Origin of the sequence: Gimesia maris (assembly GCF_008298035.1) — a bacterium.
GTDB classification, from domain to species: Bacteria; Planctomycetota; Planctomycetia; order Planctomycetales; family Planctomycetaceae; genus Gimesia; species Gimesia maris.
In genome coordinates this window covers 2,937,104-2,963,521 of record NZ_CP042910.1, presented here as the reverse complement: position 1 = coordinate 2,963,521, position 26,418 = coordinate 2,937,104, and the positions used below count along the sequence as shown (strand labels likewise).

The following is a 26,418-nucleotide window of genomic DNA, read 5'->3' as shown; positions in this document are numbered from 1 at the left end:
TCGCATGGGAAGTGACTCGTAAACGGAGTGTTACTGATCAATCGAAAAACCGCATTATCTGTTACGGACGTCATAGCATAACAGAATATCCTGATCGCGCAAAAACAGTTTGCCATCAACGACGACCGGGTGAGGCCAGGCCATATTTCCACTGCGATCCGGCTGGTTAAAGCGGCCCTTTTCTACGTAGCCTTTCGGATTGACTTCCACCAGCGCCACTGGGCCTTTTTCGCTTCGCAAGTAGAGATGCCCGTCTGCACAGGTCAGCGCGCCTTTTCCCACAGAACGATTCTGCCAGGCAGCCTGTCCATTAGCAAGATTGATACAAGTCAGCACACCCGGATCACTTGAGCCATACAGAAAGCCATCCACTTCCACCATGCCGCCATGATGATTCTTCATCTCGGGAATGAAATACGCCAACTGCGCATTCACACCATTCTGAGCCGCCGACAACTGGAGCAGGGCTCCACCGGTTCCGTATCCGGAAGCGTAAAAGATCGAATTCTTCTCTGCATAGAACACCGGGGCAGAGCAGTTTGCTGTTTTATTCGCCGCCCTGTCATTGCCCCACAAAGGTCTGCCAGTGGTCGATTCAATTCCCATCACACCGGCATGTGTGAAATTCACATACTGCCTGATTCCACCTGTATTAATAGTAATGGCAGAGGCATATCCCGCCTGTGGATTTCCGGGCACATCCGATTTCCAGATAAGACTGCCATCCTGTTTCTTCAAGGCAACCATGGTTGCCCCTTGTCCCCCCGGGGTACAGATCAGCTGATCTCCGTCAATCAATGGTGATTCGCTGATCCCCCAGACAATATTGCGTGCGTTGAACTCCTGGAGGATGTTTTTGCTCCATTCCAGATTGCCATCTTTGGTGGATAAGCAAACCAGGTTTCCATTAGCCCCCAACGCATACAGTCGATCGCCTTCGATGGTCGGAGTTGAGCGGGGTCCGTTGCCTTGATTGTTATTAAATACGGGTCCATTTGCTTGTGACCAGACGATTTCACCAGTGTTGACGTCAATGGCCATCACCGTTTCTTCGTTCGCCTTTGTTCCCATCGTAAACACCAGGTTTCCACTCAGAGAAACCGAGGAATAACCTTCGCCTAAACCTCGTGCGGTCCATAACAGTTTGGGAGGATTCTGATTCCAATCCTTACTCAAGCCGGTTTCATAGGAAATATTTCGTCGATCAGGACCGCGGAACTGCGTCCATCCCTGTGCGGCAGGAGTCGCATCCGAAATTGAAGTGCTCTTGCGTTCCTTCATATTTTTTTTCGAACGGCCGACAGGCTCACTCTTTTTTTTTATCACAGCGTCCCGAACCGAAAAACGGGTAATCTCCCCCTTCGAAGAAGTGAAGATTGTAGCGCGCTGACCGATTTCAAACTGACCAAATTCTGCGGGTTTTCCATTGAACGTGACAGGCACGTCTGCGGGAATCTGAAAACTCTTTTCTTTTCCCCCCGTTGTTTTAACGACGACCTGTTTCTGTTCTGCAGAAACAGATTTGATTTCTCCGCTGAAGATTGCCGCCTCGACTCTGCTGCCGAAGCTGATCGTCAACAGACATAACAACACGCTCAATCGACTGATAGATCGCATGAGAATTCCTTCTGATTCGGTGTCACCAGATGACAGGTTCTGAAGTTTGGTAATCAGCAAACAGGCTTCGATTATACTGCGATTCACCCACAGTATGAAGCTGGAAACCGGAATTGTCGAAGATTGAAAACCTTTCCCGACCATTCACGACTGGGAGAATTACAGTATCCGGCATCGATGAATGTCTCATTTCTCAGCTGGCAGCTTGAAAGACATTTCAATGCACACCGGGCGATGATCAGAAACCCACGTCCAGCGATTCTCCGCGTGATACAGTTCAATGAATTCATTCGTCCAGATCCCATCCAGATCCAGGACCGGTACAGGCAATGGCCAGGTCGCCAGGTATCCGTCGCCGGCGATTTCCAGGCTGTTCTTGAAATTCTTTCTCAGCGGGTCAAAGTGCACTGAATCCCCGGGGGTATTAAAGTCCCCCAAAACCAGAACTGGTTGCTGATTCAGTTGTGATGCCTGATCTGCCAGTTCTTCAAGAGCCGCTTTTCTTGATTTCAGGACTTTACTGTAGATATCCACAAGGAAAACAGCGGGAGCTCTGACGTCTGGATGATCAGACTGCAGACTGAATTTCAGATACTGCCCCATATCCGCCAGTCTGCCAGCTGAAGTATCTTCTATCGGAAGACGTGACAGGAAAACGAATCCATTCTGTACAACCTGATAGGGATGATCCGGACATGTCTGTTTCCAGAATTGCTTCATTTCAGCAGAATCAGCGCCCGCTTCGACCAGGCCGATCAGATCCGGATCCAGGTGACGCATTTCATTGATGGCATGTTCCAGTCCCCAGAGCCGATCACCAATATTCCAGAACAGAACCCGTTTCGTCGACTGATCCTGTTTTGATACTCTGTTCGCATTTGTACCGTTTTGAAATTGTGTCTTCCAGCACCAGGTTCCGGTCAGGATCGAGAGTAGTAACCAGATCACAGCAATCCGCCGCCATTGAACTTTCCAGGCCAGCACAAATACGACGAACGCCCCCAGGCTCAACAGAATTAAAGGCGACATGTAAAAGATCAACGTCGAAATGACACTGCTCGAATCTCGGACTGTAAATCGAATGGAGATGGCCAGGCACCAGAAGATGGAAATCAGCAGGACCAATACTTTCATCAGCCAGACCTGAATCGATTTTCGCCACCTGCGTCTGGGAGATACTCCACTTTGATGCTCCTGACGATCCGGATTTTCTGAATTCATGTCTTCGATTTCTGTTGAACCAGTTCACAATATCGACGGGAATATCGGTCGATTCCCCATAACTTCTGCTGGTCGGGATGGCTTAGGATATGTTATGATTCCACTGCAGGGATGACTGCGAAAGCAGTTGATAACATCACATTCACCTTCAGAGGACTTTACTCACAATGAGCCAGACCCCCGAATCGCGCATCATGGAACTGGGGCACACACTGCCTTCTCCTCCTCAGGCGGTAGGATCATACATTCCCGCCACCCAGTTTGGAAATGTCATTGTTACCAGCGGCCAGTTGCCATTCATCGGCAGCGAATTGATGTTCAAGGGAAAAGTGGGCGATCACCTGCATGAAGACGATGGCTCCAATGCCGCCAGCATCTGTCTGCTCAATGCATTGGCACAAATCAAAACGGTCATCGGTGAACTTTCAAAGATCAAACGGGTGATCCGTCTGGAAGGATACGTGCATTCTGCACCTGGATTTGATCGGCAACCTTATGTGCTGAATGCCGCATCGCAAATGTTAACTGATATTTTCGGTGATCAAGGCAAACATACGCGTGTGGCGCTGGGGATTTCAGAAATGCCATTGAACGCAGCCGTTCAGCTGGCACTCTGGGTAGAGGTTGAATAATCGGCCAGCTGAAGAAAATGGATTTCAACTCAGCGGAATTGCTTCATTTTAACGGATTGATCAAGATGGTTTGGCCTGAAACAAAGAGAGACATAAAGACGTTCTACCGCCAGATGGTTCTGACTCATACCTTTGTCTTACTGCTGGTACTCATCCTGTCTTCCAGCCTCGTACAGGGGCAGCTACCTGTGATCACCCCTGGGATCGCTAAAACTGCAGACAAAACCTCTGATCCCGATGAACCATCCGATTTAAAGACAGAGGCGAACCGCTGGACTTCCTTTCTGGGAAATCACCGAAATGGAATTTCCGACGAAACAGGTCTGAATCTGAACTGGAATGTACATAAACCAGCCGTTTTATGGCGGGTCCCACTGGGAGGGGGCTATTCATCAATGGTCATCGCCGAGGGTCGGCTCTGGACCATGGCGACGCATCTGACAAAGGATTTTGTGGTCTGCTTCGATGCCCGGTCCGGTAAAAAACTCTGGACCACAGAGGCAGCTCCGACCTATATCGATCATCAGAAACAGGCAAGTGGCCCGCGGTCGACCCCCACATACCATGCGGGCAAACTATACTGCCTGCTACCTGCGGGCGATTTACTTTGTCTGAATGCCAAATCAGGCAAGGTTCTCTGGAAAGTCAATATTTTTCAGATCAGCGGAGCGCCACGACAGGAAGAACAGACTTTATATTACTGGGGTATGTCTGCCTCCCCTTTAATCGAAGGAGACCTGGTTATCCTCCAGCCTGGTGGAAACAACAATAATTCCGTAATAGCAATCAATAAAGATACCGGAAAGCTGGTCTGGGGCGCAGGCAATGATCCACCCGGATATGGTTCTCCCATCGTAATTGATACGCTTGATCAGAGACAGATTATCGTACCGACCGGATCATCAATCCTCTCACTGAACCCGGCAGAGGGAAGTCTGCTCTGGCGCATTGTCTGGGGAAATAAATACAACTGCAACTGCGCAACTCCCGTCTGGAATGATGAATCACTTTTTATCTCTTCTGCGTATGGTACAGGCTGCATGCGGTTCGCCTTATTTCGACAGAATGAAGAAATCCGTCCCATCTCGCAATGGAAAAGCCTTTCACTGCAGAACCAGTTTGCAACCAGTATGATCAATGACGGCTATATTTACGGACCACATGGAGATCTGGCGGCCGTCACCTATCGCTGTCTGGATATGCAGCGGGGAAAGATTCAATGGCAGACACGACGTGTCGGAAAATGTACGCAGATCGCCGCAGAGGGCCATCTGATCTGCCTCACAGAGCAGGGGACACTGATTCTCGTGGAAGCCAATCCCACAGAATACCGTGAGAAAGGGAAACTGACCGGGTTGCTCAGTTTCAAAGCCTGGGCTCACCCTGCGCTGGCTAATCGCCGACTCTATCTGCGTGATGAGAAAAGGCTGATCTGCCTCGATCTCCAAAAAAAATAGCCGTGCAGAAGCAAAACTTCTGTCACGGCTTAAGAGTCTGGTCTTTCAAACAGGTTAATTTGTCTCAGGACTGTTTACCAGTTGCTGTTTCAATGCCTGGAGTTTTCGCTGTTGCTGCTGAACCTGCTTTTCCTGAACTTCAATTTTCTGTTTTAAAGTTAATTCTTTCACCTTGGGAGCCGGAGCGTGTCCAGGGAGAATTCGACGAGGTGGATGCCGAAGCTTTTGTAAGGCCACTTTGTTTTCGGCTTTGATTCGTGCCAGAATGCGATCAGCCTGGTAGATCGTCCGACGTGCTTCTTCGAACGCGGTATGCTCTTTCCCATCAGGTCCGATATATTTCTGCCGTTGGATCAAACCTCTGTTTTCGAAAGCATTATTATTTCTTTCATTTGTGCCTAATCCATTGTTCTCAATGTCACCATTCTCTTTGTGCTGATTTTCAACAGCCCCCAGTGCGTCGTAGAAAGCTCTGACCAGACCTGTCTTTAAATCATCACGATCATAATCCCGGTAATCCGAATCCTGGGGATATGTATCTCTGACCTGTCTCTGAGCTACCGGAACTTCGGGCTTCTGATCCGCAGAACTGAATCCGGTCATGGTTATATAAAACCCGCCCATCACAATGGCTAATATCAGTAATCGTTTCATGATGCTGCCTCATTCGATCCATTTAATAGAGAACAACCACTGGTTGTATATTCATCGTACTTATTATATTCGATTCATTCCATTTGTTTCAATCTTTTTACACTAAAAAGGGAAAACACAGGAATATAAACAGAATACACAAATAAAAAAGGCCCGGACTGTTAGCCCGGGCCATTTCATTACTTAATAAACATTACCGCATTCAGTTCTATGAATTAATAGCATTGATTGCGTTGGCAAGATCCATAAGTTCATTGATTAAAGCACTACGCAACGTAGTAAGACCTGCGATGGCCCCAATTCCAATAATGGTGAGTAGCAGCAGATATTCAACAAACACAGCACCACGAACCTTTTTCTTCCATCGTCTGGTTTGTGTTTTAATTTTTTGAAACACAGGTCTCCCTTTCATATGTCCAGATAGAAAATCCTCTGGCAATGATCTATGCACAACCTGTACCAATCATTCGAAATCTCGCGATTCTACAAGCAGAGCACGCTGAGCTGACCGAAACCGCTGAAAACAGCCTGTAACCGGTCAACATACGGCTCACGTCGAAATCAGTACGCGTCCGAATCTGATAAGAAAGAGAGGCAATGGAATGCAATAGTGTTAACAATCAGAAACACTTGCGTTAACCAGGCTTCCAGAAGATTACATCAGCGAAGCATTCGAGAGACTGATGACAGCGAACAACTGGGGTTCAAGGATTAAGCGCTTTGATTGCTGCGTCTCTGGTATCGAAAGTTTCCCAAAGCTGATCAAGGTGAGTTACTTCCAGTACCTCGGTACAGTATTCACTCAAACCACAAATCGTAAACTTTCCACCTTCTCTGTGATTCAGACGATTCCACATCCGGAAAATCACTTCGATAAAAGCAGACCCAAAAAATGAGGTGTGTGAGAGATCCAGAACAACGATGGGGGGAGAGGCAGTCTCAGCAACCTGCAACAGCACATCCGTCAAGGCGTCCAGCCTGGGTTCGTCCAGGTTTTCATATTCAGGCCCCAAAGCCACAACAGTGACCTGACCTTCTTTGACTATTTCCGGTGGATAATCAGCAGGCATAATTGAACTGTCAACTAGAGCGTCGTTTGTAAAAGCCCTCACTGCATTCAGATGAGAACATCAAAGGAACCTACACATAGTAATCCAAATCACTAAAGTGTCAACCAAGAAATCCGATTCGAAGTCCAAGATCTATTGACGCAAGTCTATTAAAACCGAATATTTATCAACACGTTATCCTTAACGTACTCCCCCCAGAGTCATGTTGAGTTTCTGAGGAAAAGTGATGCAGCAGGAATACTACTCGTTTTTCCAGTCCTGCAGCTTGGCTTTGAGTTTCAATTTTCGATTATTTCGGAATATCGTGAGCGTCACAACATCGCCCACCTTATGATCTTCTAACGCATCCAGAAGTGAATTCGATCCCATAATTGGTGTTTCATCCATTTGCATGATCAGGTCTCCCAAAACGATCTTCCCACTCTCGTCCCGCCTGATTTCCAGTAATCCAGCCTGATCCGCTGCGCCACCTTCGACCAGATCCTGAACCATGACCCCATGGATGGAAGGGGGTAAAACGCCATTCTTTTTGAGTTTGCCAGTCACAAAATCATCGACTCCCGTGAAATTCAGGCTCGGGCTCTGAATCTTTCCATACTCGATCAATTGAGGAACAAATCGGCTGATCAGGTCAACGGGTACTGCATACCCAATGCCAGCGTAAACGTGTGATGAACTGTAGATTGCCGTATTCATTCCAATTAGTCGCCCGGAGCTGTCGAGCAGCGGCCCTCCTGAGTTACCGGGGTTGATGGCAGCATCGGTTTGAATCACATTTCGGATTGATCTACCAGTTACCGAAATGATTTCCCGGCCTAATCCACTGATAATGCCAGTCGTCAGAGTCTGGTCCAGGCCGAAGGGGTTTCCAATCGCCAATACCGTCTGGCCTACCTGCAGGTTGGAAGAGGCGCCGATTTCAATGGGTTTCAGCAGGTTTTCAGGTGCATCAATTTTTAATACAGCCAGATCTTTCGAAGGTGCGACTCTGACACGGTAGGCATTCCATGTCGAGTTATCCGCCAGGGTCACAGTCATTTCATCGGCATTTTGGATCACATGATAGTTAGTGACAATATGCCCCCTCCGGTTCCAGATGAACCCGCTCCCAGATCCCTGCGGCGTCTTCGACTGATTCAAACTGAATCGCCCCAGTTCGAATGCGATCTCGGCCGTTCGGATATGCACCACCGAAGGTGATGCTTCTCTAAAAAGATCGATTGTCCTGATTTCAGACTGGGTCAGATTTGTTGCCATCGGAAACTGATACGATGTCTGTCGGAACTGACGTCTGATCAATTCGCCTGTCATCAGAACAATCAGGACAATTAAAATGAGAATTAACCAGCGCTGGATCGCTGAAGATTTTCTGGATGGAGAATCCAAGCTGTCTGTCCCTGTTTCAGAATAAATAAACTGATTATTTACAGCAAACGAACGAGGCTGAGTACAGAGTTAAAGGACTCATATTTTAGGTCAGAACACTTCAGAATCGCAACTGCTGCTTTCCCCTTAAGCACTTTCGGTCCGTAGATTACTGAAGCCGGGCTGCAGCAGAATTCAATTCACTGATTGCTTTGATAAAACGTTTTTTCAGTTTGGGAGATAATTCCGGGAATGCCGAAACTACTTCGGGACTTAACATTTTATGACAGCGTTCCACAGCAGAACAGATCCGCTTAATTGCCTGCTCCGGAGTGATTTCAGGCTTCGCTACAACAGCCACTTCGGAACTTGATCCTTGAGGCGCTGGTGCGCCCGCTCCAGAGCGGAAAGGACTATAGTCATTGCCGGTGCCTCCAACATCACGCGCATGAGCCCCAACCGTAGCAGGTGAGTCAGACTGCTCGCGGGAACCTGATTCTCCCCGTTCCAGCTGACCGTATTCAGAGGGATCCTTTACCGAGATCGGTTCATCTGAGACAAATGTCACTTCGGAATCGACTGGGTACTCTTCAAATGGTTCGGAGATAGAAAGATCTTCACCATTTACAGCCCGACGCCATGCTTTTAATTCTGCAACAGTCGCCTGATTCTCTTCCGCCCATTGCAGACATTCTGGAGCATCATCCCAGGTCAATGCGATATAGTAATGCGACCATTTGAGATGCTGGTACTGTTCCCGTACATCTCCGAACGTTTCCCAGACACGTCGACGCTGATAAATCTGATCACCACTCAAACCGACCATCGCACCAAAATCAGCATCAGTTCTGCCCTTGGCATATTTTTTCGTCCATTGGGCAGCACATTCGCCAATCACCCAGCTACTGTCACTTAAGGCTTCACGGGCACGATCAATTAATTGTTCTTCCGTCATTTTTGCTGTTGTGTCTGTATGATCAATCATAATATTTCTACTGGTCTATTCTGGTAACGAAAAAGCTTTTCTCAATCCCTGAAGACTTTGCCTGGAATACTGAGAAGGGAAATTATGAACCATTGCCCAGGAGACGACTTCTGAAAAAATCGCAGGGCAGATCTAGTCTCGATGCTACACGGATCGAGCAAGGATTGCCACCAATGCGGGACTGTTAGTCACTCAGAAGCTATATTCGCTTCCATTTCTGTAAGCAAAGATCCTGCAATCACCGTATGTCATCACTGATCATTCTGTTGTTAACCTGGGAAGCTTACAAAAATCTTGCCGATCACTGGCCGAATGCTTGACCTAACTTCGATCGGTTATTAGGATTCGGTCAAATCCAGACGAAGAAGAGTCGAATAATGACTGTATCGCTTCTGTTGATTAAATAATTTCAACACAATAAACTCTGGACAGATAAGCGTTTATCAGAGTTAAGAAGCAATAAATTTCAGGGCGCCGTAGCCAAGTGGTCTAAGGCGGCGGATTGCAAATCCGTTATTCCCCGGTTCGAATCCGGGCGGCGCCTCTTATAATAAAAAAACAGCTTCCCTCGGGATGCTGTTTTTTTTATGCGCAGATGAGTGCGGTTACGGTTATTTTTTCTGAACGTTTTGCAGTTCCACCAGAAATTCCGAGTTCTTCAGACAATGAACCATGCTGATATCACCAGCCAGTCTCCCTCTGCGATCGGTGATCTGATCTGCGGTATTAACCATCCGGTCTAAGCCCTCAGTTAATGACTGCTTGATATTAGCAGACTGACTGGACTTGAGTTCTGAAAGCGCAGATCCAGAGGCATTCCATAAAATCCAGGATGTCGTGATGTCATGCAGATTTGCAGTTCCCTTGGGATAATACTGATCAATCCTCAATTCCCAGGCAGCTTTCGCCTGTTGTAAGCTGTCAGCAAAGAATTTCCGGCTTTCTGATTCTCGGTTCTGATTCTGGCTGTATCTCCCCTCGACATAATTCAGATGTGCTTTGGACAGATCGACCAGATCTGCTCTACCCAAACCTGCTCCGTTTGAAGAAAACCACTCCACTGCTGTCTCGATTTGACGGAGATCCTCTGCATAGTTCATCAGACTCGTCTCATCTTTCACCTTGCTGAAGCGATTCTGCTCTTGTCTGGCAATATTTACAGCACGAGAAGCACGACGATATTCGTCAATTCCCGCTTCCCCCACTCGAAATTCCACTTCACGGACGGAATGATATTCATTAGCCAGGCGGGTGACCTGCCCCAGGGCAGCCTGTTGACGGTCGCGGTTGTTTGAAACGCCGGCGATTTCATAATCATTTTGTGCCAGAAGCAGCCTGGCATGGACCAGATCCCCGTACCAGCCTTGAGCGGCAGGCTGATTAAATGCCTGCAACTGCTCTACTGCTTTCTGAATCAGGTTTCTCTTCTCATTTAACAGTTGTAATTTTACGTGACTCTGGTTCTGTATCTCGGCTGCCTTGATCTTAGTATCGTAAGCCAGATTCAATGCCAGGTTGTAATCTACCAGCGGAAGCAGTCCCCGAGAAAAAGAATTCTCTGACTGGTAAATTAAACCATTGGCTGTCTCAACTGTCTGCTCGAGTTTCTGACGTACAGCACGGGACGATGACCAATTCTGTTTTGGAACCTGATTCTTCGGCTTGGGTGCAGAAACTGGAGACTGTTGCTCTGTTTTACCAGCCGTGATTTGTGGTACGACATTTAACGGAATGTAGTGCTTGATATCCTGGTTATTATTTTCTGGCAGTACTCCACTGAGACTGACAAGTGCAGTCTGCTCGGATTCCTCATCCAAAAATTGTTGAACAGTCTGTCGCGTTTGAAGACTGGTGTAATTTTGCCGGGGTGGCTCTGGCGATGGCGACTGAGAACTGGATGGTGCCACGACCAGTCCCACCATGAACAGCAGCAGAGAACAACTGATACAGAAATGAATTCGATCGCTCATGAGGATTTTAAATTACCAGAATGGATGAGGTCTAGAAAAAAGAATCTCCGGACTTGTCAGAGCGATCCATGCTGTTTGATTCTCGAGCTTCCTGTTTTACTAAATCGACAAATGCACCAGGACATATCTCAAAAAAATTTAATGGCGTTGTAATACAAATGAGATGTATTTCTGGCAGTCGTCGACGAACTGGTACGAATGGATTAACTGGACCAGCGACATACTTCCCTGCAGTTGAGTTTTCCGAATCCAGTTCAGGACCAATTTTCTTAAGCCTGCTTGAAAATAACACTTACCCATTACCCCCCTTTGAAACACACACCCTGAATATACACAAATTTACACCTCTCAATTTAAATCAATCTGTACTTTTTATATTTTGTACTGGCTTTAGATCGGGGTGAATATTTACTATGAATCCGGTTATTTCGAGTTTCCTATTTACCCCTGATTACATATTTGCTTCTGGTGATAACTTTTGTTATCGTAACGCCATCATCACAACCGCTATATTCTACCTAATCAACTCAGTCCTTCAGGCTTTAAGTCCCAGACTTTCTTAGCACAACAAATTGACTGAACAGATTATTTGGACATACGGTATAAGATTGCAGCCTGCTTGATTGAGTACAAAAGGATCCATGATGCACCTGCCTGGAATTCTCTATACCTCGGACACCCAAATCGGATTGAAGCTCAACTGTCAACTGGAAGAGATCAATCTGAAGTTGAAAACGATTTTCTGCCATGAGGATCTGAAGCGTGCACTTCAGGAATCGAGCCAGACTGTATTATTCATCGATTTACGTGCCGATCAGTCTATTCAGGAAATTGAGGATCGGAAGTCAATCCTGCAATATATGCGCGAGCAATGTACAACCCCCGTTAAGGTGGTTTCCATCATTGACCAGTTTATTCCCCTTGAGCTACTGGAGTCTGCCAACTTTCTGACAGACAGTTATCTGGAATACCCGCCTGTACCTGAAGAAATTCAGTCACTTGCAGATGACCTGGATTCCATTGATCCTGTGGTAAAATCAACCGACTTGCCAGAATCGCGTCGAATTTTTGATCAAAACAGGTACGTTGTCACTTACACCGAAGCAATGATTCCCATTCTTGATCAAATCACAAAAATTGCCCGGCACAATGTCACACTGCTTCTGGTTGGTGAAACAGGTACCGGGAAAACGACTCTGGCTTCCATGATACACGAGCTCTCACCAAGAAGCGCAGAACCTTTTCAGAACATTGCCTGTGGTGCACTCCCTTCCGATTTGATTGAAAGCGAATTGTTCGGTCACCTGAGAGGATCGTTTACCGGCGCTGATCGCTCCAAAATTGGTCGCTTTGAAGCAGCAGGAAAGGGGACTCTGCTTCTGGACGAAATTGATATTCTCTCATCCAAAGACCAGGCAAAATTACTGAAAGTAATTGAGACAGGGCAGTTTGAACCTGTTGGATCCACAGAGTCCCGCATTTCTGAAGCACGGCTTATCGTCGCTGCTAACGTGGAACTGGATGAACTTACCCGCAATAACAAATTTCGTTCTGATTTATATTATCGACTGAATGTTCTCCAGTTTCGGCTACCGGCGCTCCGCGAGCGTCCCCATGATATTATTCCACTCGCTGTCCAGTTTATTACGGAATGTTGTGAGCAACATGGAATTACCATATCAAAAATACATCGCAGTGTGCCTGAAATGCTCAAACAGTACCACTGGCCTGGGAATCTGCGTGAATTAAAAAACCAGATTCAACGAGCGGTGCTGTTTTCCAATCAAGGCGAATTGACGGCCGATGAATTTTCTCCCAATATTATTGTGGAAGTCGACCAGTCTAACCAGGCAAAACTGTACCAGGACATGGAGAGCAAATCTCTGGCAGATCAGGTGGCAATCAGTGAGAAACATCTCCTTCAGAAATCGCTCTCTGAGAATGGATACCGAAAGACTGCTACAGCAAAAGCTTTGGGAATCAGTCGGGTAGGGCTCTATAAGAAAATGCGCAAGTACGGAATGCTGGAACAAAAGAAATCGACTACAAAGAAGAAAATCCAGGCTGAAAATTAAGCCCGATTTCAGAACCATCTGTTTTCGAAAAACACATTTCACTCAGCGATTCCGAGCCCGCAGTAAAGTTTGCTGATTTTACAGACCGCTATTTTCAGCCTGCTGACGGACTGACTCAGATGTCGTACTGATGGAATCTCCATAAGTCGTTGGCTCAAGAATTCCTCCCGGGCGATGTTCACGGATCAGAAAATTACGCAGTTCAAGAACCGCTGGTCCGAAGAACAGAATATAAATGGGGGGAGCCATGCAAAAGATGATCGGGAATAACAGCTTGATGCTGGTTTTGCTGGAGTTCTCTTCAGCCCGTTGTCGGTATTTTCTTCGTACCCCATCAGCAAAATCGATCAATGCCGTCGAAACATTTGTCCCCAGTCGCTCTGTCTGCGAAATCATTAAAGACAGGGCATTCACGTCTGGTGCATCGATCCGTTTAGCAAACTGTTTTAAAGCATCTGCCATGGAGTTTGCATCAGCATGCCTGCGTATAATTTCAAATTCGACGGCAATGTCCGGGTGAGAAAAACGGACTTCATCGGTGACGCGTTCTAATGCCGTGCGTAATGGGACTCCACCGGTCAGGCACATCATCACCAGGTCAAGTGCATCGGGCAGACCTCTCTGGATGCGATGCACACGACGATTTGCTTGATTTTGCAGGACAATTCGAGGCAGCCCATAGCCTGCACCGGCAATGAGTAATCCAGCGATCAGAATAATTTCAGGCAGGTTCGAACCGGGATCTGCCAATACACAACCAACGCCCGTCCCAATTAAAACAAGAACGACAAGCATGTTTCGAGTAGCCAGATATTCGACCAGTGCCGTTGAGCGATAATAACCGGCCCGTTTCAAATCGAGCTCAATTTTACTGATTTCCTGGCTGGATTGTGGAATCACACCAGCAAGCGCACGACTGAAGACACCAACCTTAGATGTTTTGTAATAATTGGCACCTCGTTCATCGTACTTTGAATTCTTATTCCTGCCTGTACGATGGCCTGCTGAAATTGCGTCTCCGATCAGGAAGATAACAAAACAGACTAACAGGAAAGTGGCAACGGTGACGAGTTCGATAAACATGAAAATCTCTTTAATAAAAAACCGGTATCTTTCTGACAGTCAACCAGTTTGTGAAAGGCCGAATCGACGTTTAATAATCTGTTCTTAAAAGGGTCGAAACCCAGAGGATTCCGATTACTTCCAGAACAATTGCAATCAACAATAGAATATTACCAATGGGATCGGTGTAAAGATTGGAAACATGAGCAGGAAACGCAACCAGTAACACAACAAAAGCTACCGGAGCCACTACGGTCATCAGCAGAGCGGAGGCACGTCCTGCTCCTGTAGATGCCTTCATCTGGCGACGATAGTTAATGCGATCTCGAACCACGTCCGCCATACGTTCCAGATTCGCAGGCAGATTTCCACCCGTTTTCCGATACAGCATTAGTGTAGACGTTAATATTTTCAGATCGATCAACTGGATTCGGCTGGAAAGTGACTTCATCACAGCTGGAACTGACAAATTCATATCTAGCTGGCGGGCACAGCGTCTGAATTCAAAACTCAATGGCCCTTTGGTTTCTTCACCAACTATCGCAATCGCCTGTTCGAGACTGGCACCTGCATGCGTAGATCGCGCCAGTAAATCGATCATTTCCGGAAGCTCTTCCTGAATGGTCTGCATGCGTTTTTTACGGCGGTAGTGCAGAATAATCAGAACAGCAATCATTCCCCCAATCATCCCGGCTATCCCCGCCAGCGGTTGATTTGTGTAAATGAAAATACTGCCGCCAATTGCCAGACCGCAGGCAATCAACAGGAGAAATGCGCTGAATGGAGTAAAATCAGAGCCGTTCTCAAGAACCAGTCTATCAAAACTCTGATCGAATTTTCCCAGCACACTGGTCGCAGGCTGTTGATCAAATACATTATGGATCCTGCGCAATCGAGGCCGTTTTGAAAACTTTTCACCTTTGGAACCAGCCACTCCGGTCAAATCACGGACAAACAGATAAGCTGCCAGTACAAAAACTGTCACTGCAGCAAAACAAATCAATGCTATCGATGAACTGTCCACTACAGGAGTTCTCCACTTACTCGTTAAAACACAATACTCAAAACCAGGGACAAAAGGTCTCTGAATTCATTATTTACTTTTTCTCAAAAATCTGCTGGCTCAATTTGATTCCTGATGATTCCATGCGTTTGAGACACGCAGGGCGATACCCCGTAGCATAAAATTTACCCTGGGCATTTCCCTGATCATCAATTCCCGTTTGCTCGAAGCCGAATATATCTTCTACTTTGTAATCTCCCTGGCTGTTCAGTGAGACGATCTCAGAAACTTTCGTAATGCAACGTTGACCGCCTTTCAGACGAGACACGTGCAGGATGATTCCGATTCCGTTTGCGATATATTGTCTGATCACCGGCAGTGGCAGATCAAACCCACTCATGGCCACCATCATCTCCAGTCGGGCCAGTGCATCACGGGTATCATTGGCGTGAACGGTCGTCAGAGAACCTTCATGGCCTGTATTCATCGCCTGGAGCATATCCAACGCTTCTGCCCCCCGCACCTCACCGACAATGATTCGGTCGGGACGCATACGCAAACTGTTTTTCACAAGCTGTCGCTGCGAGATCTCTCCTACACCTTCCGTGTTGTCTACTTTAGTTTCCAGCCGAACGACATGCTTATGCTGTAACAGCAACTCAGCTGAATCCTCAATAGTAATCAGGCGTTCTTCACGTGGAATAAAGTTCGACAGGGCATTCAACATCGTTGTTTTACCACTGCCGGTCCCCCCCGAAATCAACATACTGATCCGGGAATCAACCACCGCAGCCAGGAAATCAACGATCTCTGGTGTGACAGATTTTTTTTCTATCAGATCATCAATCTGCAGGGGCTTCGTCCCAAACCTTCGAATCGATAACGAGGGGCCGTTTAACGCCAGTGGAGGAATAATGGCGTTGATACGGGAGCCATCAGGGAGCCTGGCATCGACCATGGGATTGACTTCGTCGATCCTGCGGCCAACGCGTGATACAATCCGCTGGATAATTCGCATCAGGTGCTGATTGTCAGCGAAAATGACATCAGACTCCTGCAATTGTCCCGCCTTTTCAATATGTATTTCATAGGCATGATTAACCAGGATATCACTCACTTCAGGATCCTGCATGAGTTGATCGAGTGGCCCCAGCCCGAAAACCTCACTTAATAATTCACCCAGAAGTCTTTCCCGGTCAATCCCCTCAAGCACTGATGCGTGATCATCACAGATCTCCATAGCGACTGCACGCACTTCGCCAGAGAGTTCCTTTTCTGAAATCTGGGCCAGCATGGACAGATCAAGGGAATCCACCAGTTCCTGATGAATGATTACTTTTTGTTTCTGAAATCGAAGTTCAGCTTCCCTGTTCTCAGGAATGTAACTGATCGGTTCCACAAAAAGTTTTTTCGTACCAAGTGATTCCATGCTAAACCTAATATTTATGAAGATTTGTTATCCTGGCTTAAAAGAACCAATTGCCTGGATATAATACCCCGTCAATTAATCCTACAGCCGTTGAAGTCGAAGCGCACCCTGACCGCCACATGGAGCTATGCTCATTGTTAACTATCAACGCCGCTACTTACGATCATCCGATATCGAGTCGAGAATCACACACGATCTGACAGCAGTTACAACCCACTGACAGGTGTCGAAATCTCCGAAGTTTTGTTATTGGACGGTTTCATCGTAGTCGTTGTTTTTCCGGGAGGGATTACTTCTGAAGCAATTGGTGTCTCAATTGCGTCAATCCAGTTCTGACTTTTGTAGGCACGATTACCTTTGAAGTGCACTGTATTCAAACTGCCCCCACGATAGATATCCATACTGGAAACGCGCTGATTGGGCATAAAGCCTAGAATATTGGATAGTGTCAGTCGATCACTGGCACGTCCCGCAGACACAACCTCTGTATTTTCATCAGGATGGCGTAATGCCAGACTTAATATGCCATGATCCTCTACCACTTTAAGGACTTTGCCCTGTTCTGGAGAAACCTCAAGGGTAACAGGGTGATCCATGCCACCTCCCTCTCCCACCTTGTGCCCGGGGACAGCCTGGTCTCCTACAGCAAGGACGCGTACTTTTTCCAGCAGCGTAATCGTGGTTTCTGGTATACCATCCGTTTCTTTGGAACGGAACAGAACATCAACAATAGTACCCGGCCGGGAAAAGCCAGCGACATTCCCAATCTTGTGGATTGCGACAGTAACAGCACGGTTTCCAGGTTCCAGGATTTCTGAAATCCCGGGTCCCATTCCATTGGCAAACAGATCAATTGTATGAAAAGGCTGACCTGCTTTAATCGCTGTTTTAAGAGTTCGACCTGCGATATACTGAGTCATCATAATCCGCTGTTTGCCTTCAGAATCAGCATCATAGCGTTTGGAAAGCAGCTCGGGAGAGATTTGCAGTAGTGAGATATCGTCGAGCGAAAGTTTCTGCCCCGGTACCAGATCACGCGAAGCAATTGGAAGCACTATTTTCTTAGGTCCTGCCGGTGGATCTTCAGCCAGAACGAAAGGCTTTGGCTTCTCATGGAGAAACTGCCTTACAGTATATGCTGCACCCAGACCTAATAGGATTGCGAAAATCGCTGCCGTCATCGTTCCTGGACTAATTTTTGCCACGCTAACTTCCCTGAAATCTTCGGATATTGAATTATAGTTTGACTTCAACTGGTGTCAGCCTTAAGCAGACTTCAGATGAAATACACTCTTGTTTGATTACTGTCGGAATTTAAATAGCTCTTTTGATTATTCGCTTGATGCTGAAATTGTAAGATCGAGCCCGGCAGGCGCTTCACCAGCTGCATCACTCACACTAGTGGAGTCAATATATTGGCTGGTGACACCGTTGAACGAATAACTGTAAGACTGATCAAAGGTCTCAATCGCAACGGCCACATCTCCAAACTCCTGAACGATCTGATCTCGCAGAGTGACAACTCCTGGCAAAAGACCCAAAAGCAGAATTGTCATCAACAATACCGTCGCAAAAGGGGAAACACTTCCACCTTCTTCATTCCATAATTGACAAGCAATTCTCATTCCCACTCAAATCCCGTCTGAATAAATTCTAGACTGATATTTTACAAATATTACCTACTCAGGCATCTTATGTGCCAAAGTCGAACGACTTTAGAAATCATCTGTTTCCGGAGGGGCGTCTCCGGAAACAGATAATAAATTTTCAAGCAGGCAAAACTTAGCCACCAGCTACAGCTGGAATCTGCACGTTGATACACTCTGGTTCTGAACCAGATGCATCAGCGGTCGTGTCGCAGAAGTCTGTCAGGTCAGCGAACACTGAACCAGCTGTGCTGGATGTGTGTCCGGTAACACCTGAAAAACTGTAACTTTGATTAATGTTTGAAATAGCTAATGCAAGGTCACCCAATTCCTGAACAACCTGATCACGAACGGTGGCCAAACCAACGACAACACCCAGAACCAGGATTGTGCCGATCAGTACGAGTTCAGACGAGACTACAAAACCGGCCTCATCATTCCAGAACTTAGTAAGCATGTTCATTCTAACTCCTCATTATTTTGTGAACTGTTTTATTCAGTTCGTTTGAACATAGTGAAAAAAATTGAAACATTAGTAGTTGTAGAGCAAATCAAATAACAACATGAGTTAATCCGCTGACTCTGGAGTGAACTTTCACCCCGGCAGAAGATAATCGTATCGATTAACCTTCTGCTTCAGCAGCAATAATGTTGATACAATGATTGTCTTGCCCAGCTGTAATTGTGTCTTGATCACAGAAGTCCAGGTTGTCGTTGAAGATCGACCCCGATGTGCTGGAAGAGTGACCAGTAATCCCTGAGAAGGAATAGCTCTGGTTACTGTTAGAAAATGCAGCGGCAACGTCTGCAAGTTCCGCGATGACCTGATCGCGCAATGTAGTCAGTCCGACAATCATGCCGAGAACCAACACAGTAGCGATCAGCACTAATTCTGTTGAAACGACGAAACCATTTTCATCATTCCAAAACTGCTGAAACATCTTCATTCTTACTCCTCACATAGATCAAATGGTTAATGCCAACTCGATGCACTGCAAGCAAATGCAGCTTTTAACATTCGAGTAAATTAACTCGTCTGCACACGCCCTGCGCAGACGTTTCAAAAATACAGCAGACGATGTGCCATTCTGACCCACAATACATATTTTTCGCATTTCCGCTCCACAATGCATCTTGCGCCTTCTCACAATATCTGAAAATAACATCATCATCGGTAAAATCCTCAACTTTCGATTTATGCACCAATTCCGGCAAATTTTGAATTGACTGGTAGCCATTGAGTGCTACGGCGCAATCATGTTTCCAACTGTTAACACTCTGAAACAAAGTGTTACCCGCAATGCACAGGTTGTAACATACGGATTCTTGACAGAGTCATTCAGATAATGAGGAGCAGGGAACCATGAATGATCGCTCTTAAAGCGATTCAGTGTCCTGACTTGATAAGTCAACCTGAAAGGGAAATTTCCCGCGCCACAGTGCCAGTGCACGACCTGCATGCGACAGGAATGTATAGCTGCCTTGTATCTCAGATTCAGGCATCTGCTGGATAGTCTCCACAAGCCAGTGGCCGGCTTTCTGAAGCGTTTCATCCGGAGGTAAAACTTCTGGAGGTGCCAGAGACCACCATTCCATAGCATGCCCGGTTGCCAGAACACGGCGCGCGACAGGAGTGAATTTCTTCTCGGAAGCCAGATCCAGTGGTCGGCCATCCCAGTTTTTATCCCAGAAGCCTTCCTCGGACTGATTCTTTACCAGCAGGCTGGTAATCCCCTGTAGATATTTCACGATTTTTTCACGACCGGCTTTTGTCAGGATCGAAGTCTGCTCATCCACTCTGAGCAGTATCACCAGTGCATGTAATCGATGATTTCCATAACAGACCCCTTTGACAGGTGGTTGTCGCATGATCCGCTCGGAGATCAGATCGAAATTGATGTATTGCCCCTCGGTCGTCATCCAGTCCCGCGCGGTATTAAAATACAGAGCAAATACAACGGATGACCATTCATATTCTACCTGGTTCAGCGTGAAAGACCGCATCGTTTCCTCGATCATCGCCGACAACTTTGTCTCTCCCTCTGATGTGACAACCGGATAATCAGCGGGCGTTCCAACCTCTGCCAGAGTAGCCAGAGTATGATCTTCATGGCTTGATGTAGCCAACCCTTCCTGTACACGAGGTCTGACTCCATATTGATTATGGACTAACAAGGGATCCGTTTTTTTCCCCCAGACATCTCCAAAACGACGATGGTCCAGAAGAATATCCCGCATTTCGATACCTGAAAGTGACCGAGAATCATCAAATTCCGCTTCAATTCCCCAGAAACGGAGTGCGTGATCCACATGATTAATTCGCGGCGATTTACCTCTGAATTGTGGCCGCAGTCGATTCAGTACCTTCACCAGATCCTCGTCGGATACGATTTCCGGCCGGTTATACTGAGGTGTGACAGAGAGAGGATTCAAACGCAATTCCGGCAACTGCTTCTGTTGCTCCCAGTTCTGGAAACGAAGGGCTCCCCATGAAATTACGACACCAGCCAGGAGCAGATGAAAACACAGAAAACCCGCCAGTTTCAATTTGGATTTGAGAGACATGACCTGAGGACTCATGGCTGCACCTCCTGATTTTCGTTAACCGGCTGTTCTGAATCCTCTATCTCACTCTGACTGGCTGCAGCTATCAATTGTGGTTCTCGTGATACCACCAGACTCAGGTCATCTTCATAAACAACTTTGAACCCTTCCAGTCGACGAACCTGTTTGTCCAGTTGAACCTGCTTCTCCTTATGTACGATAAACGTGGTCACTGCATATTTCTCCGCAACCGTCTGCCAGCCTCGATTGGCTCGGGCGATTCCCAGATAATCCTTCCAGACCCGAGGCGGTGTGAGATGTACCGCATTTGTAGTCATGAATACATTCATTCCCACAGGACCGTCCCAGACCAGCCAGTCTCCCCACCACTGAGGATTCCAGACCTGTCCCTGGGGAGGATGCTCTTTTAAAAACTCCGTTAATTTCCGGGGTGTACCCTGACTGTAAACCTTATCCAGTGGCCTTAATTTTCCACCAAATAACGGTGTCGCGATATTGGAGAATGCAAACCCGAACCAGATGATTAATACACAAACCGCTGTAATAACAGGAGTTTTACGGGACCAGAAGGGCAGTGGCTCTTTCGAATCCTCACTCAGATCAGGAACCAGTAACTCTCGACGCGGGATCACATTTGCCAGATGAGGAACCATGGCATAGACGAAAACAACGGAAAACCAGCCGATCATTCTCACCCCCACAATCACAGCCAGCGAAAGCAGTCCCACCCGCAGGACATCTGCTGTCCGGATGGTTGCCCGACTGTGCCGGTAGAGTCCCAGCATGAGTACCCAGGAACCACAGAACCAGATCCCTTCGGCGTCCCTGAATTCAAGTGGCTCCCACTCCAGAACATCTTTCAGGTTGGGATTCCTTGGGAATGTGAGAGAATTGAGAAACAGATCTATATGATAAGGATTGAGAAGTGCCCCGCAGACAGATAATTCCGTAACAACCAGCCAGCGTCTGACCCAGGGATCAGAACAGACCTGAACCAGGCTTCTGGTTCGCCAGCCCACTTCCAGAACTCTACCCAGAAATTGCAGTCCCAGAATAGCCAGGCCCACTACGAATGATCCATGCAGGTTGGCCCAGGCCAGAAAAATGAGTGGAATTCCCAGATACAGAGCCAGCAATAATGCCAAAGGTGTCTTTTTTCCAGAGTTTTGAGAGCTCTCATCAGATCTGGCTCTTCGGTCCCAGATATCATATTTCTCTGACCAGGCCATGATAACCAGTGTCAGCGCAACACACAGCGTTCCGAAAATTTCCGGTCGAATGATGGCAATGCGGCTGGAAGAAATGAGCACCAGCAGGAACGACGCCAGGGTACTGATACCGACTCGACCGGATTTGAGGTAAAAAGCCAGCCAGAACAGGACATGGGTTGTGAATACTGTTAAGGCAAAGATATGCGATAAACCCCGTACACCAAAAGATTCATACACCTTGGCAAAGAAAACCTGTGAAAGCCAGGCGGCATCGATGCTCTTGACCCCTTCTGCCAGAGAAAGGAAAGGGTCGTAGTCAGGCAGACTCTGATGAGCGACAATCCATTCGCCGTAGGAAACATGTCCCCAGATATCCGAATAAAAAATATGTACGTTACCAAAGTAGAAAAACAGCAGTGCAAACCAGAGACAGGTCACCAATTGAGGCCATCCCATCGAGAACTTTTCACGGTAAGACCGCTGTTCACTGCCAGAAGGTTGTGACTCCAGAGTCTCTGGATAAGAATCGACCGACATAACGCTTTCCACTTTTGAAACGAACGATAAGTTCTAAATTTACGTTGTGAACCGAGGAAACGCGGGGCGCACCTCGAAAGATCGCGGAATCATACCGCAAACAACGTTCCAAAGAATGGAGTCGACTGCGCAGAGCCTGGGACAGAAGAGGAGAAGAAGATAAGAAACCTGAACATTCTGTCAACGACGAAGTAAGGGCTTTTATCACGGAAACCTGTTGTGATTTCGGATCGGTTTCACTCAGATCCGGATTTCGCGTTGTGCCAGTTGTTCAATCAGAGTCTCAGTATCGATAAAGACTTCAGCCTGAATCCCCAGTTGGCGCGCGTGACTGATATATTCAGCAATATCATCTGTATAGAAGGCTTCCTCCGGCGCACACTGGATTTTTTCCAGGGCACATTCGAAGATGGCAGGTTCCGGCTTGATGGCACCAACGGTGTAAGACGTCACATAGTCATCAAATCTCTGCAGTACCTCAAACTCCTTCCAGATGAAGTCAAAATGAGACACGCAGGTATTCGACAGCAGGACCAGTCGATAACCTTGAGATTTTAATGCATCCAGGACGGGAATGATGGTGCTGTTGAGCTCAAAGATATCCGAACCTGCGGTTTGCAGCGCATTATAATCGACTTTTGTTTCCACGACCTCTTCGAACCAGCTGTGAAATTCAGCAGGAGTAAGCTTACCCCGCTCGTATTCCCACTGCATCCCGGATTCAATTAACAGATTCTGAATTTCCGTCCGGGATCTGCCACAGAGGCCCCCCATTTGTTCACACATCTTATCATGCGAAAAAAAAGCGAGTACATTCCCCATATCAAACAGAAAAGTACGTATCAAAGCAGAAACTCCAGGCTTGAGGCGGTTTTTAATGATCGAACTGGAACATGACCCTTTTCTGCTGCGAATCATAAACATCTCACTGCTTCGTACCAGAGGAATTTTGTTCGCAGGGACTTATTTCCCAAGTCAGGGAACAGGAGAATAGACCTCTTATTGACGCTATCGACTAATTTTCTTAAATTGCCGGTAGATAAGAACTTGATGAGAGCCGATTGTTCTGGTTCTGTCATACTGCAAGTTCAGGTTCGAATGATGTTCTGTGCCGTCTTTCAATCCTGATTTGTTCACATCGTGGAGAGAATAATAGATGGAATTCGAAGATCAATCTTCCTACCCTACCGGGGAACCCGGTAAAGAGTGGCCCTGCCTGCGACAATTCTGTGTGTTTATGGAAAACCGGGTCGGGTATCTCCATCAACTCTTAAAACTGCTGGAAAAATTTGATCTCAGAATCATCGCCTTGAGTACGGTTGATTCGGTCGATGTAGCCATGAGTCGCATAGTGCTCGACAATTATGAGCGTGCCAGGGAGATTTTCGAACTCTCAAATTACACTTTCTTTGAAAAAGACCTGATCGGCGTCGAACTTCCTGACGACACACAGCCTTACATGCGCATCTGCCTTTCGCTGCTGCAGGCGGAAGTCAACATTGATTACACCTACCCGTTGCTCTATCGCAGACATGGTAGAGGTGCGATCGCATTATGCGTTGATGATATCGACCTGGGAATCAAAACCTTATCAGAGCAGGGCCATCGCATTATCACCGAAAAAGATCTGAAAGACGACGACGAATATATGTAAGTAGTAACGACTTTCAGATTTGCGGAATGGTCTGTGTCATTCCGGATCGGGCGGCTTCATAAAAGGCATAAATCGTTCGGATAATTCGCAAACTTTCGCGGCTGGTCAGCAGGGGAGGTTGATCATGGGCGACTGCCAAAACCGCTTTCTCAACAGCGGGAGTATATCCGCGTGGCTCTGTCGATTTGTCAAACTTCAATGTTTTACCATTGTGGTTCAACGTCCATTCCAGAGGCCGCTCTTCAAAAGGAAGCATCTCCAGCCAGCCTTTACTGCCCCAGATTTTAATCATCGACTGGTAACCCTGTTTCATATAATAACCCGCTGTCAATGTTCCCAGAAAACCGGCAGCATAACGAAATGAGAGTGCGGCAGAATCTTCAACATCAATTGGTTCTCCGCCCACTAACGCAGTAAACCCTGCGACATCCGTAATGAAAGACTCGGTCAGATACATTGAAAGATCAAGCCAGTGAATCCCCAGCCACGATAAAAAACCCCCTCCCGCCTGATCCTTATGGGCATACCAGCTCTTTTGATAGGCAGGACTTTTGAGACGTGTCTGATCCGCCAGCAGGGTCATTTCCACGCCGTAGATCTTCCCCAGGGAACCTCCCTGAATTAATGACCGGGCAAACTGTATCTCCGGATTCGTTCGATTTGCCAGTGCCAGTGATATATGCAGATGCTTGCTTTCCGCTTTCTGAACCAGCGGTTCAAACTTCTGTACACTCAGACAGGCCGGCTTCTCGGAAAAGACATGACAGCCATTGTCTAACGCCAGATGAATGGCCTGCGGGGCCTGCCGGGCTTGCATCGTCACCAGAACCAGATCTGGTTTTTCCTGCTGAAATAATATTTCAGGTTGATCATATATGGCAGTCAGCTTTGATCCGAGCTGACTTCGTGCCGCTTTCACCTGAGTCTGGCCAGGATCCGACAAAACCACCTCCTTGACAGTTTTAATGTCCTTCAATGCCGCAAAGTAAGCGCTTAAATGTGCTCCCGTCTCATTCGTCAGCACGGCAACGGTGATCTGCTTCTCCATGTTTTGGCTCCCTGTAGCCTGTGATGTTTTGCTGATGCAGCACAGTGGCTCAACATTGCAATTTAAGCTGTATCGTATATTTTATATTACTATACCCATTCTGCATGACTGCTTCCAGAATTGACTTCTTTTTCAGGGACATTCATGGCATCTCATTTTTCAGGATCAGTTCATTGTTAGTAAGCCACCTTGTCGCTCCCGGAAAAATCGAACTCATCGAAGCTCCCGAACCTGTTCTATCACCTGCCTCCAGAGGCGCGACTGGACAGGGAGAAATCATCTTCCAGCCGGAAACAACCTGCCTTTGTGGATCTGATTTGCCTTACTTTATTGGCAGCGATGAATGGGAAATCGAAATCGGCCACTCGCTACATGAAATGATTGGTACGGTCACAGCCACCAATGGTCAACGCTGGAAAGCAGGGGACCGGGTTCTGGCTGTTCCCGTAATGCAGTTGGGATTAATGGAACGGTTCATTCTGGATGAAACCAGAGCCATTCCCATCGCCACCAATATCCCTGAAGAACATGCGTTAATGGCGCAACCTCTGGGAACGGCTTTATTTGCTCTGAAAAAACTTCCTAACCTGCTGGATAAGACGGTCGCCGTTGTCGGGCAGGGCCCAATGGGACAATTGATGAATGCAGCCCTCAGCAATATGGGAGCCCGCGAGATCATCGGCATAGATCTGCTCGAATCACGACTACAGATCAGCCCCTCCATGGGCGCGACCGCCACGATCTGCAATCTACACACCAACCCCGTCGAAGCGGCCAGAGAAATCCTGAAAGGGGAACTACCCGACATCGTCATCGAGGCTGTCGGTCATGCCGACCAGCAGTTGAACCTCTGCATCGAACTCTGTCGGCAGGCGGGCAGTATACTCGTGTTTGGAGTCCCTCCGGAAACAATCGATCAGGTGCGTCTCCGCGATCTGGTCTTCAAAAATATCACCATTCATTCCAGTATCAACCCCGATTTCAGCCGCGATTTCCCACTGGCAATGCAATGGCTCGCGGAAGGTCGTATCGATGTCACACCGATTATCACTCATCGATTCCCGCTGGTTGATATCCAGCAGGCATTTGAACTGTTTCGGGATCGACGGGATGGTGTCATTAAAGTCATCGTCGAATTCCCGGCATTACATCATGCTTGATCACCCGCAATCAGTATAGCCATACTTCTTGCGGTTTGCTGAAAGCAAGAATAACAG

24 protein-coding genes and 1 tRNA gene are annotated in these 26,418 nt (G+C 47.2%); 6 read left to right on the top strand and 19 right to left on the bottom strand.

From position 1 onward, the window contains the following. Positions 1–54: 54 nt before the first annotated feature. Positions 55–1,617, bottom strand: coding sequence for a PQQ-binding-like beta-propeller repeat protein (locus tag GmarT_RS11095; protein WP_157159009.1), 1,563 nt, complete (start codon positions 1,615–1,617; stop codon positions 55–57). Positions 1,618–1,803: 186 nt separating this feature from the next. Next, entirely contained in the window at positions 1,804–2,838 is a 1,035-nt protein-coding gene (locus GmarT_RS11090) for an endonuclease/exonuclease/phosphatase family protein (RefSeq protein ID WP_002649605.1), read from the bottom strand. Between the two features lie 167 nt (positions 2,839–3,005). Here GmarT_RS11090 and GmarT_RS11085 point away from each other — a divergent pair, with 167 nt between their 5' ends. Continuing rightward, positions 3,006–3,470: a RidA family protein gene (locus GmarT_RS11085; protein WP_002649606.1), complete on the top strand. Its 465-nt coding sequence runs from the start codon at positions 3,006–3,008 to the stop codon at positions 3,468–3,470. A 65-nt stretch (positions 3,471–3,535) separates the two neighbouring features. After that, positions 3,536–4,927, top strand: a complete 1,392-nt coding sequence (locus GmarT_RS11080; protein WP_157159010.1) for a PQQ-binding-like beta-propeller repeat protein — start codon at positions 3,536–3,538, stop codon at positions 4,925–4,927. A gap of 54 nt (positions 4,928–4,981) precedes the next feature. On the opposite strand, the gene GmarT_RS11075 is transcribed toward GmarT_RS11080, so the two are convergent. From GmarT_RS11075 to GmarT_RS11055, 5 genes are all read right to left on the bottom strand, one after another. Continuing rightward, positions 4,982–5,581, bottom strand: a complete 600-nt coding sequence (locus GmarT_RS11075) for a hypothetical protein (protein WP_149302703.1) — start codon at positions 5,579–5,581, stop codon at positions 4,982–4,984. A gap of 208 nt (positions 5,582–5,789) precedes the next feature. Beyond that, positions 5,790–5,978 (bottom strand): Flp family type IVb pilin, encoded by a 189-nt coding sequence (locus GmarT_RS11070; RefSeq protein ID WP_149302701.1) that lies wholly within the window; start codon positions 5,976–5,978, stop codon positions 5,790–5,792. Between the two features lie 307 nt (positions 5,979–6,285). Next, positions 6,286–6,651, bottom strand: coding sequence for an STAS domain-containing protein (locus GmarT_RS11065; RefSeq protein WP_149302699.1), 366 nt, complete (start codon positions 6,649–6,651; stop codon positions 6,286–6,288). Between the two features lie 240 nt (positions 6,652–6,891). Then, positions 6,892–8,037 (bottom strand): S1C family serine protease, encoded by a 1,146-nt coding sequence (locus GmarT_RS11060; RefSeq protein WP_002649813.1) that lies wholly within the window; start codon positions 8,035–8,037, stop codon positions 6,892–6,894. A gap of 148 nt (positions 8,038–8,185) precedes the next feature. Beyond that, the gene (locus tag GmarT_RS11055; RefSeq protein ID WP_002649814.1) at positions 8,186–9,001 is read right to left on the bottom strand and encodes a hypothetical protein; all 816 of its coding nucleotides are present in this window, start codon (positions 8,999–9,001) and stop codon (positions 8,186–8,188) included. Between the two features lie 470 nt (positions 9,002–9,471). Here GmarT_RS11055 and GmarT_RS11050 point away from each other — a divergent pair. Then, a tRNA-Cys gene (locus tag GmarT_RS11050) sits at positions 9,472–9,545 on the top strand. Between the two features lie 67 nt (positions 9,546–9,612). Here GmarT_RS11050 and GmarT_RS11045 read toward each other — a convergent pair. Next, positions 9,613–10,971, bottom strand: coding sequence for a hypothetical protein (locus GmarT_RS11045; RefSeq protein ID WP_149302696.1), 1,359 nt, complete (start codon positions 10,969–10,971; stop codon positions 9,613–9,615). A gap of 641 nt (positions 10,972–11,612) precedes the next feature. Between GmarT_RS11045 and GmarT_RS11040 the strand changes: the two genes are divergently transcribed. Continuing rightward, positions 11,613–13,046, top strand: a complete 1,434-nt coding sequence (locus tag GmarT_RS11040; RefSeq protein WP_081459606.1) for a sigma 54-interacting transcriptional regulator — start codon at positions 11,613–11,615, stop codon at positions 13,044–13,046. A gap of 78 nt (positions 13,047–13,124) precedes the next feature. Here the strand turns inward: GmarT_RS11040 and GmarT_RS11035 are convergent, their stop codons facing one another. The 10 genes from GmarT_RS11035 to GmarT_RS10990 form a co-directional block, all read right to left on the bottom strand. Then, positions 13,125–14,129, bottom strand: coding sequence for a type II secretion system F family protein (locus tag GmarT_RS11035; protein WP_002648835.1), 1,005 nt, complete (start codon positions 14,127–14,129; stop codon positions 13,125–13,127). Between the two features lie 70 nt (positions 14,130–14,199). Next, positions 14,200–15,132, bottom strand: coding sequence for a type II secretion system F family protein (locus GmarT_RS11030; protein WP_002648836.1), 933 nt, complete (start codon positions 15,130–15,132; stop codon positions 14,200–14,202). Positions 15,133–15,205: 73 nt separating this feature from the next. Then, entirely contained in the window at positions 15,206–16,540 is a 1,335-nt protein-coding gene (locus GmarT_RS11025; RefSeq protein WP_002648837.1) for a TadA family conjugal transfer-associated ATPase, read from the bottom strand. A gap of 206 nt (positions 16,541–16,746) precedes the next feature. Continuing rightward, complete coding sequence (cpaB, locus tag GmarT_RS11020; RefSeq protein ID WP_149302693.1) at positions 16,747–17,745, bottom strand: Flp pilus assembly protein CpaB; 999 nt, start codon at positions 17,743–17,745, stop codon at positions 16,747–16,749. Between the two features lie 126 nt (positions 17,746–17,871). After that, positions 17,872–18,165, bottom strand: a complete 294-nt coding sequence (locus GmarT_RS11015) for a hypothetical protein (RefSeq protein WP_063825453.1) — start codon at positions 18,163–18,165, stop codon at positions 17,872–17,874. Between the two features lie 157 nt (positions 18,166–18,322). Beyond that, on the bottom strand, positions 18,323–18,649 hold the full coding sequence (locus tag GmarT_RS11010; protein ID WP_044239939.1) for a hypothetical protein: 327 nt from the start codon (positions 18,647–18,649) through the stop codon (positions 18,323–18,325). Between the two features lie 160 nt (positions 18,650–18,809). Then, entirely contained in the window at positions 18,810–19,133 is a 324-nt protein-coding gene (locus tag GmarT_RS11005) for a Flp family type IVb pilin (protein WP_002648841.1), read from the bottom strand. Positions 19,134–19,563: 430 nt separating this feature from the next. Beyond that, positions 19,564–20,766, bottom strand: coding sequence for a hypothetical protein (locus tag GmarT_RS11000; protein WP_002648842.1), 1,203 nt, complete (start codon positions 20,764–20,766; stop codon positions 19,564–19,566). After that, positions 20,763–22,499 carry a hypothetical protein gene (locus tag GmarT_RS10995; protein ID WP_002648843.1) on the bottom strand — a complete coding sequence of 579 codons (1,737 nt, stop codon included), beginning with the start codon at positions 22,497–22,499 and terminating at the stop codon, positions 20,763–20,765. Before GmarT_RS10995 ends, GmarT_RS11000 begins: the two co-directional genes overlap by 4 nt. A 240-nt stretch (positions 22,500–22,739) precedes the next feature. Then, the gene (locus GmarT_RS10990; protein WP_149302690.1) at positions 22,740–23,345 is read right to left on the bottom strand and encodes an HAD family hydrolase; all 606 of its coding nucleotides are present in this window, start codon (positions 23,343–23,345) and stop codon (positions 22,740–22,742) included. A 310-nt stretch (positions 23,346–23,655) separates the two neighbouring features. Here GmarT_RS10990 and GmarT_RS10985 point away from each other — a divergent pair, with 310 nt between their 5' ends. Next, the gene (locus GmarT_RS10985) at positions 23,656–24,153 is read left to right on the top strand and encodes an ACT domain-containing protein (RefSeq protein WP_002648846.1); all 498 of its coding nucleotides are present in this window, start codon (positions 23,656–23,658) and stop codon (positions 24,151–24,153) included. 13 nt (positions 24,154–24,166) lie between these two features. On the opposite strand, the gene GmarT_RS10980 is transcribed toward GmarT_RS10985, so the two are convergent. Further along, positions 24,167–25,201 (bottom strand): Gfo/Idh/MocA family protein, encoded by a 1,035-nt coding sequence (locus tag GmarT_RS10980; RefSeq protein WP_002648847.1) that lies wholly within the window; start codon positions 25,199–25,201, stop codon positions 24,167–24,169. A 173-nt stretch (positions 25,202–25,374) separates the two neighbouring features. On the opposite strand from GmarT_RS10980, the gene GmarT_RS10975 reads away from it, so the two are divergent. Further along, positions 25,375–26,361, top strand: a complete 987-nt coding sequence (locus GmarT_RS10975) for a zinc-dependent alcohol dehydrogenase (protein WP_044239942.1) — start codon at positions 25,375–25,377, stop codon at positions 26,359–26,361. Positions 26,362–26,418 lie beyond the last annotated feature (57 nt).

Bases quoted from the DNA above. Each gene is read 5' to 3' on its own strand.
- GmarT_RS11010 (WP_044239939.1), bottom strand. From the start codon at position 18,649: ATGAACATGCTTACTAAGTTCTGGAATGATGAGGCCGGTTTTGTAGTC.
- GmarT_RS11045 (WP_149302696.1), bottom strand. From the start codon at position 10,971: ATGAGCGATCGAATTCATTTCTGTATCAGTTGTTCTCTGCTGCTGTTC.
- GmarT_RS10980 (WP_002648847.1), bottom strand. From the start codon at position 25,201: ATGGAGAAGCAGATCACCGTTGCCGTGCTGACGAATGAGACGGGAGCA.
- GmarT_RS11080 (WP_157159010.1), top strand. From the start codon at position 3,536: ATGGTTTGGCCTGAAACAAAGAGAGACATAAAGACGTTCTACCGCCAG.
- GmarT_RS10995 (WP_002648843.1), bottom strand. From the start codon at position 22,499: ATGTCGGTCGATTCTTATCCAGAGACTCTGGAGTCACAACCTTCTGGC.
- GmarT_RS11065 (WP_149302699.1), bottom strand. From the start codon at position 6,651: ATGCCTGCTGATTATCCACCGGAAATAGTCAAAGAAGGTCAGGTCACT.
- GmarT_RS11055 (WP_002649814.1), bottom strand. From the start codon at position 9,001: ATGATTGATCATACAGACACAACAGCAAAAATGACGGAAGAACAATTA.
- GmarT_RS11005 (WP_002648841.1), bottom strand. From the start codon at position 19,133: ATGAAGATGTTTCAGCAGTTTTGGAATGATGAAAATGGTTTCGTCGTT.
- GmarT_RS11000 (WP_002648842.1), bottom strand. From the start codon at position 20,766: ATGAGTCCTCAGGTCATGTCTCTCAAATCCAAATTGAAACTGGCGGGT.
- GmarT_RS11085 (WP_002649606.1), top strand. From the start codon at position 3,006: ATGAGCCAGACCCCCGAATCGCGCATCATGGAACTGGGGCACACACTG.
- GmarT_RS11075 (WP_149302703.1), bottom strand. From the start codon at position 5,581: ATGAAACGATTACTGATATTAGCCATTGTGATGGGCGGGTTTTATATA.
- GmarT_RS11095 (WP_157159009.1), bottom strand. From the start codon at position 1,617: ATGCGATCTATCAGTCGATTGAGCGTGTTGTTATGTCTGTTGACGATC.
- GmarT_RS11040 (WP_081459606.1), top strand. From the start codon at position 11,613: ATGATGCACCTGCCTGGAATTCTCTATACCTCGGACACCCAAATCGGA.
- GmarT_RS10985 (WP_002648846.1), top strand. From the start codon at position 23,656: ATGGAATTCGAAGATCAATCTTCCTACCCTACCGGGGAACCCGGTAAA.
- GmarT_RS11025 (WP_002648837.1), bottom strand. From the start codon at position 16,540: ATGGAATCACTTGGTACGAAAAAACTTTTTGTGGAACCGATCAGTTAC.
- GmarT_RS11015 (WP_063825453.1), bottom strand. From the start codon at position 18,165: ATGAGAATTGCTTGTCAATTATGGAATGAAGAAGGTGGAAGTGTTTCC.
- GmarT_RS11035 (WP_002648835.1), bottom strand. From the start codon at position 14,129: ATGTTTATCGAACTCGTCACCGTTGCCACTTTCCTGTTAGTCTGTTTT.
- GmarT_RS11090 (WP_002649605.1), bottom strand. From the start codon at position 2,838: ATGAATTCAGAAAATCCGGATCGTCAGGAGCATCAAAGTGGAGTATCT.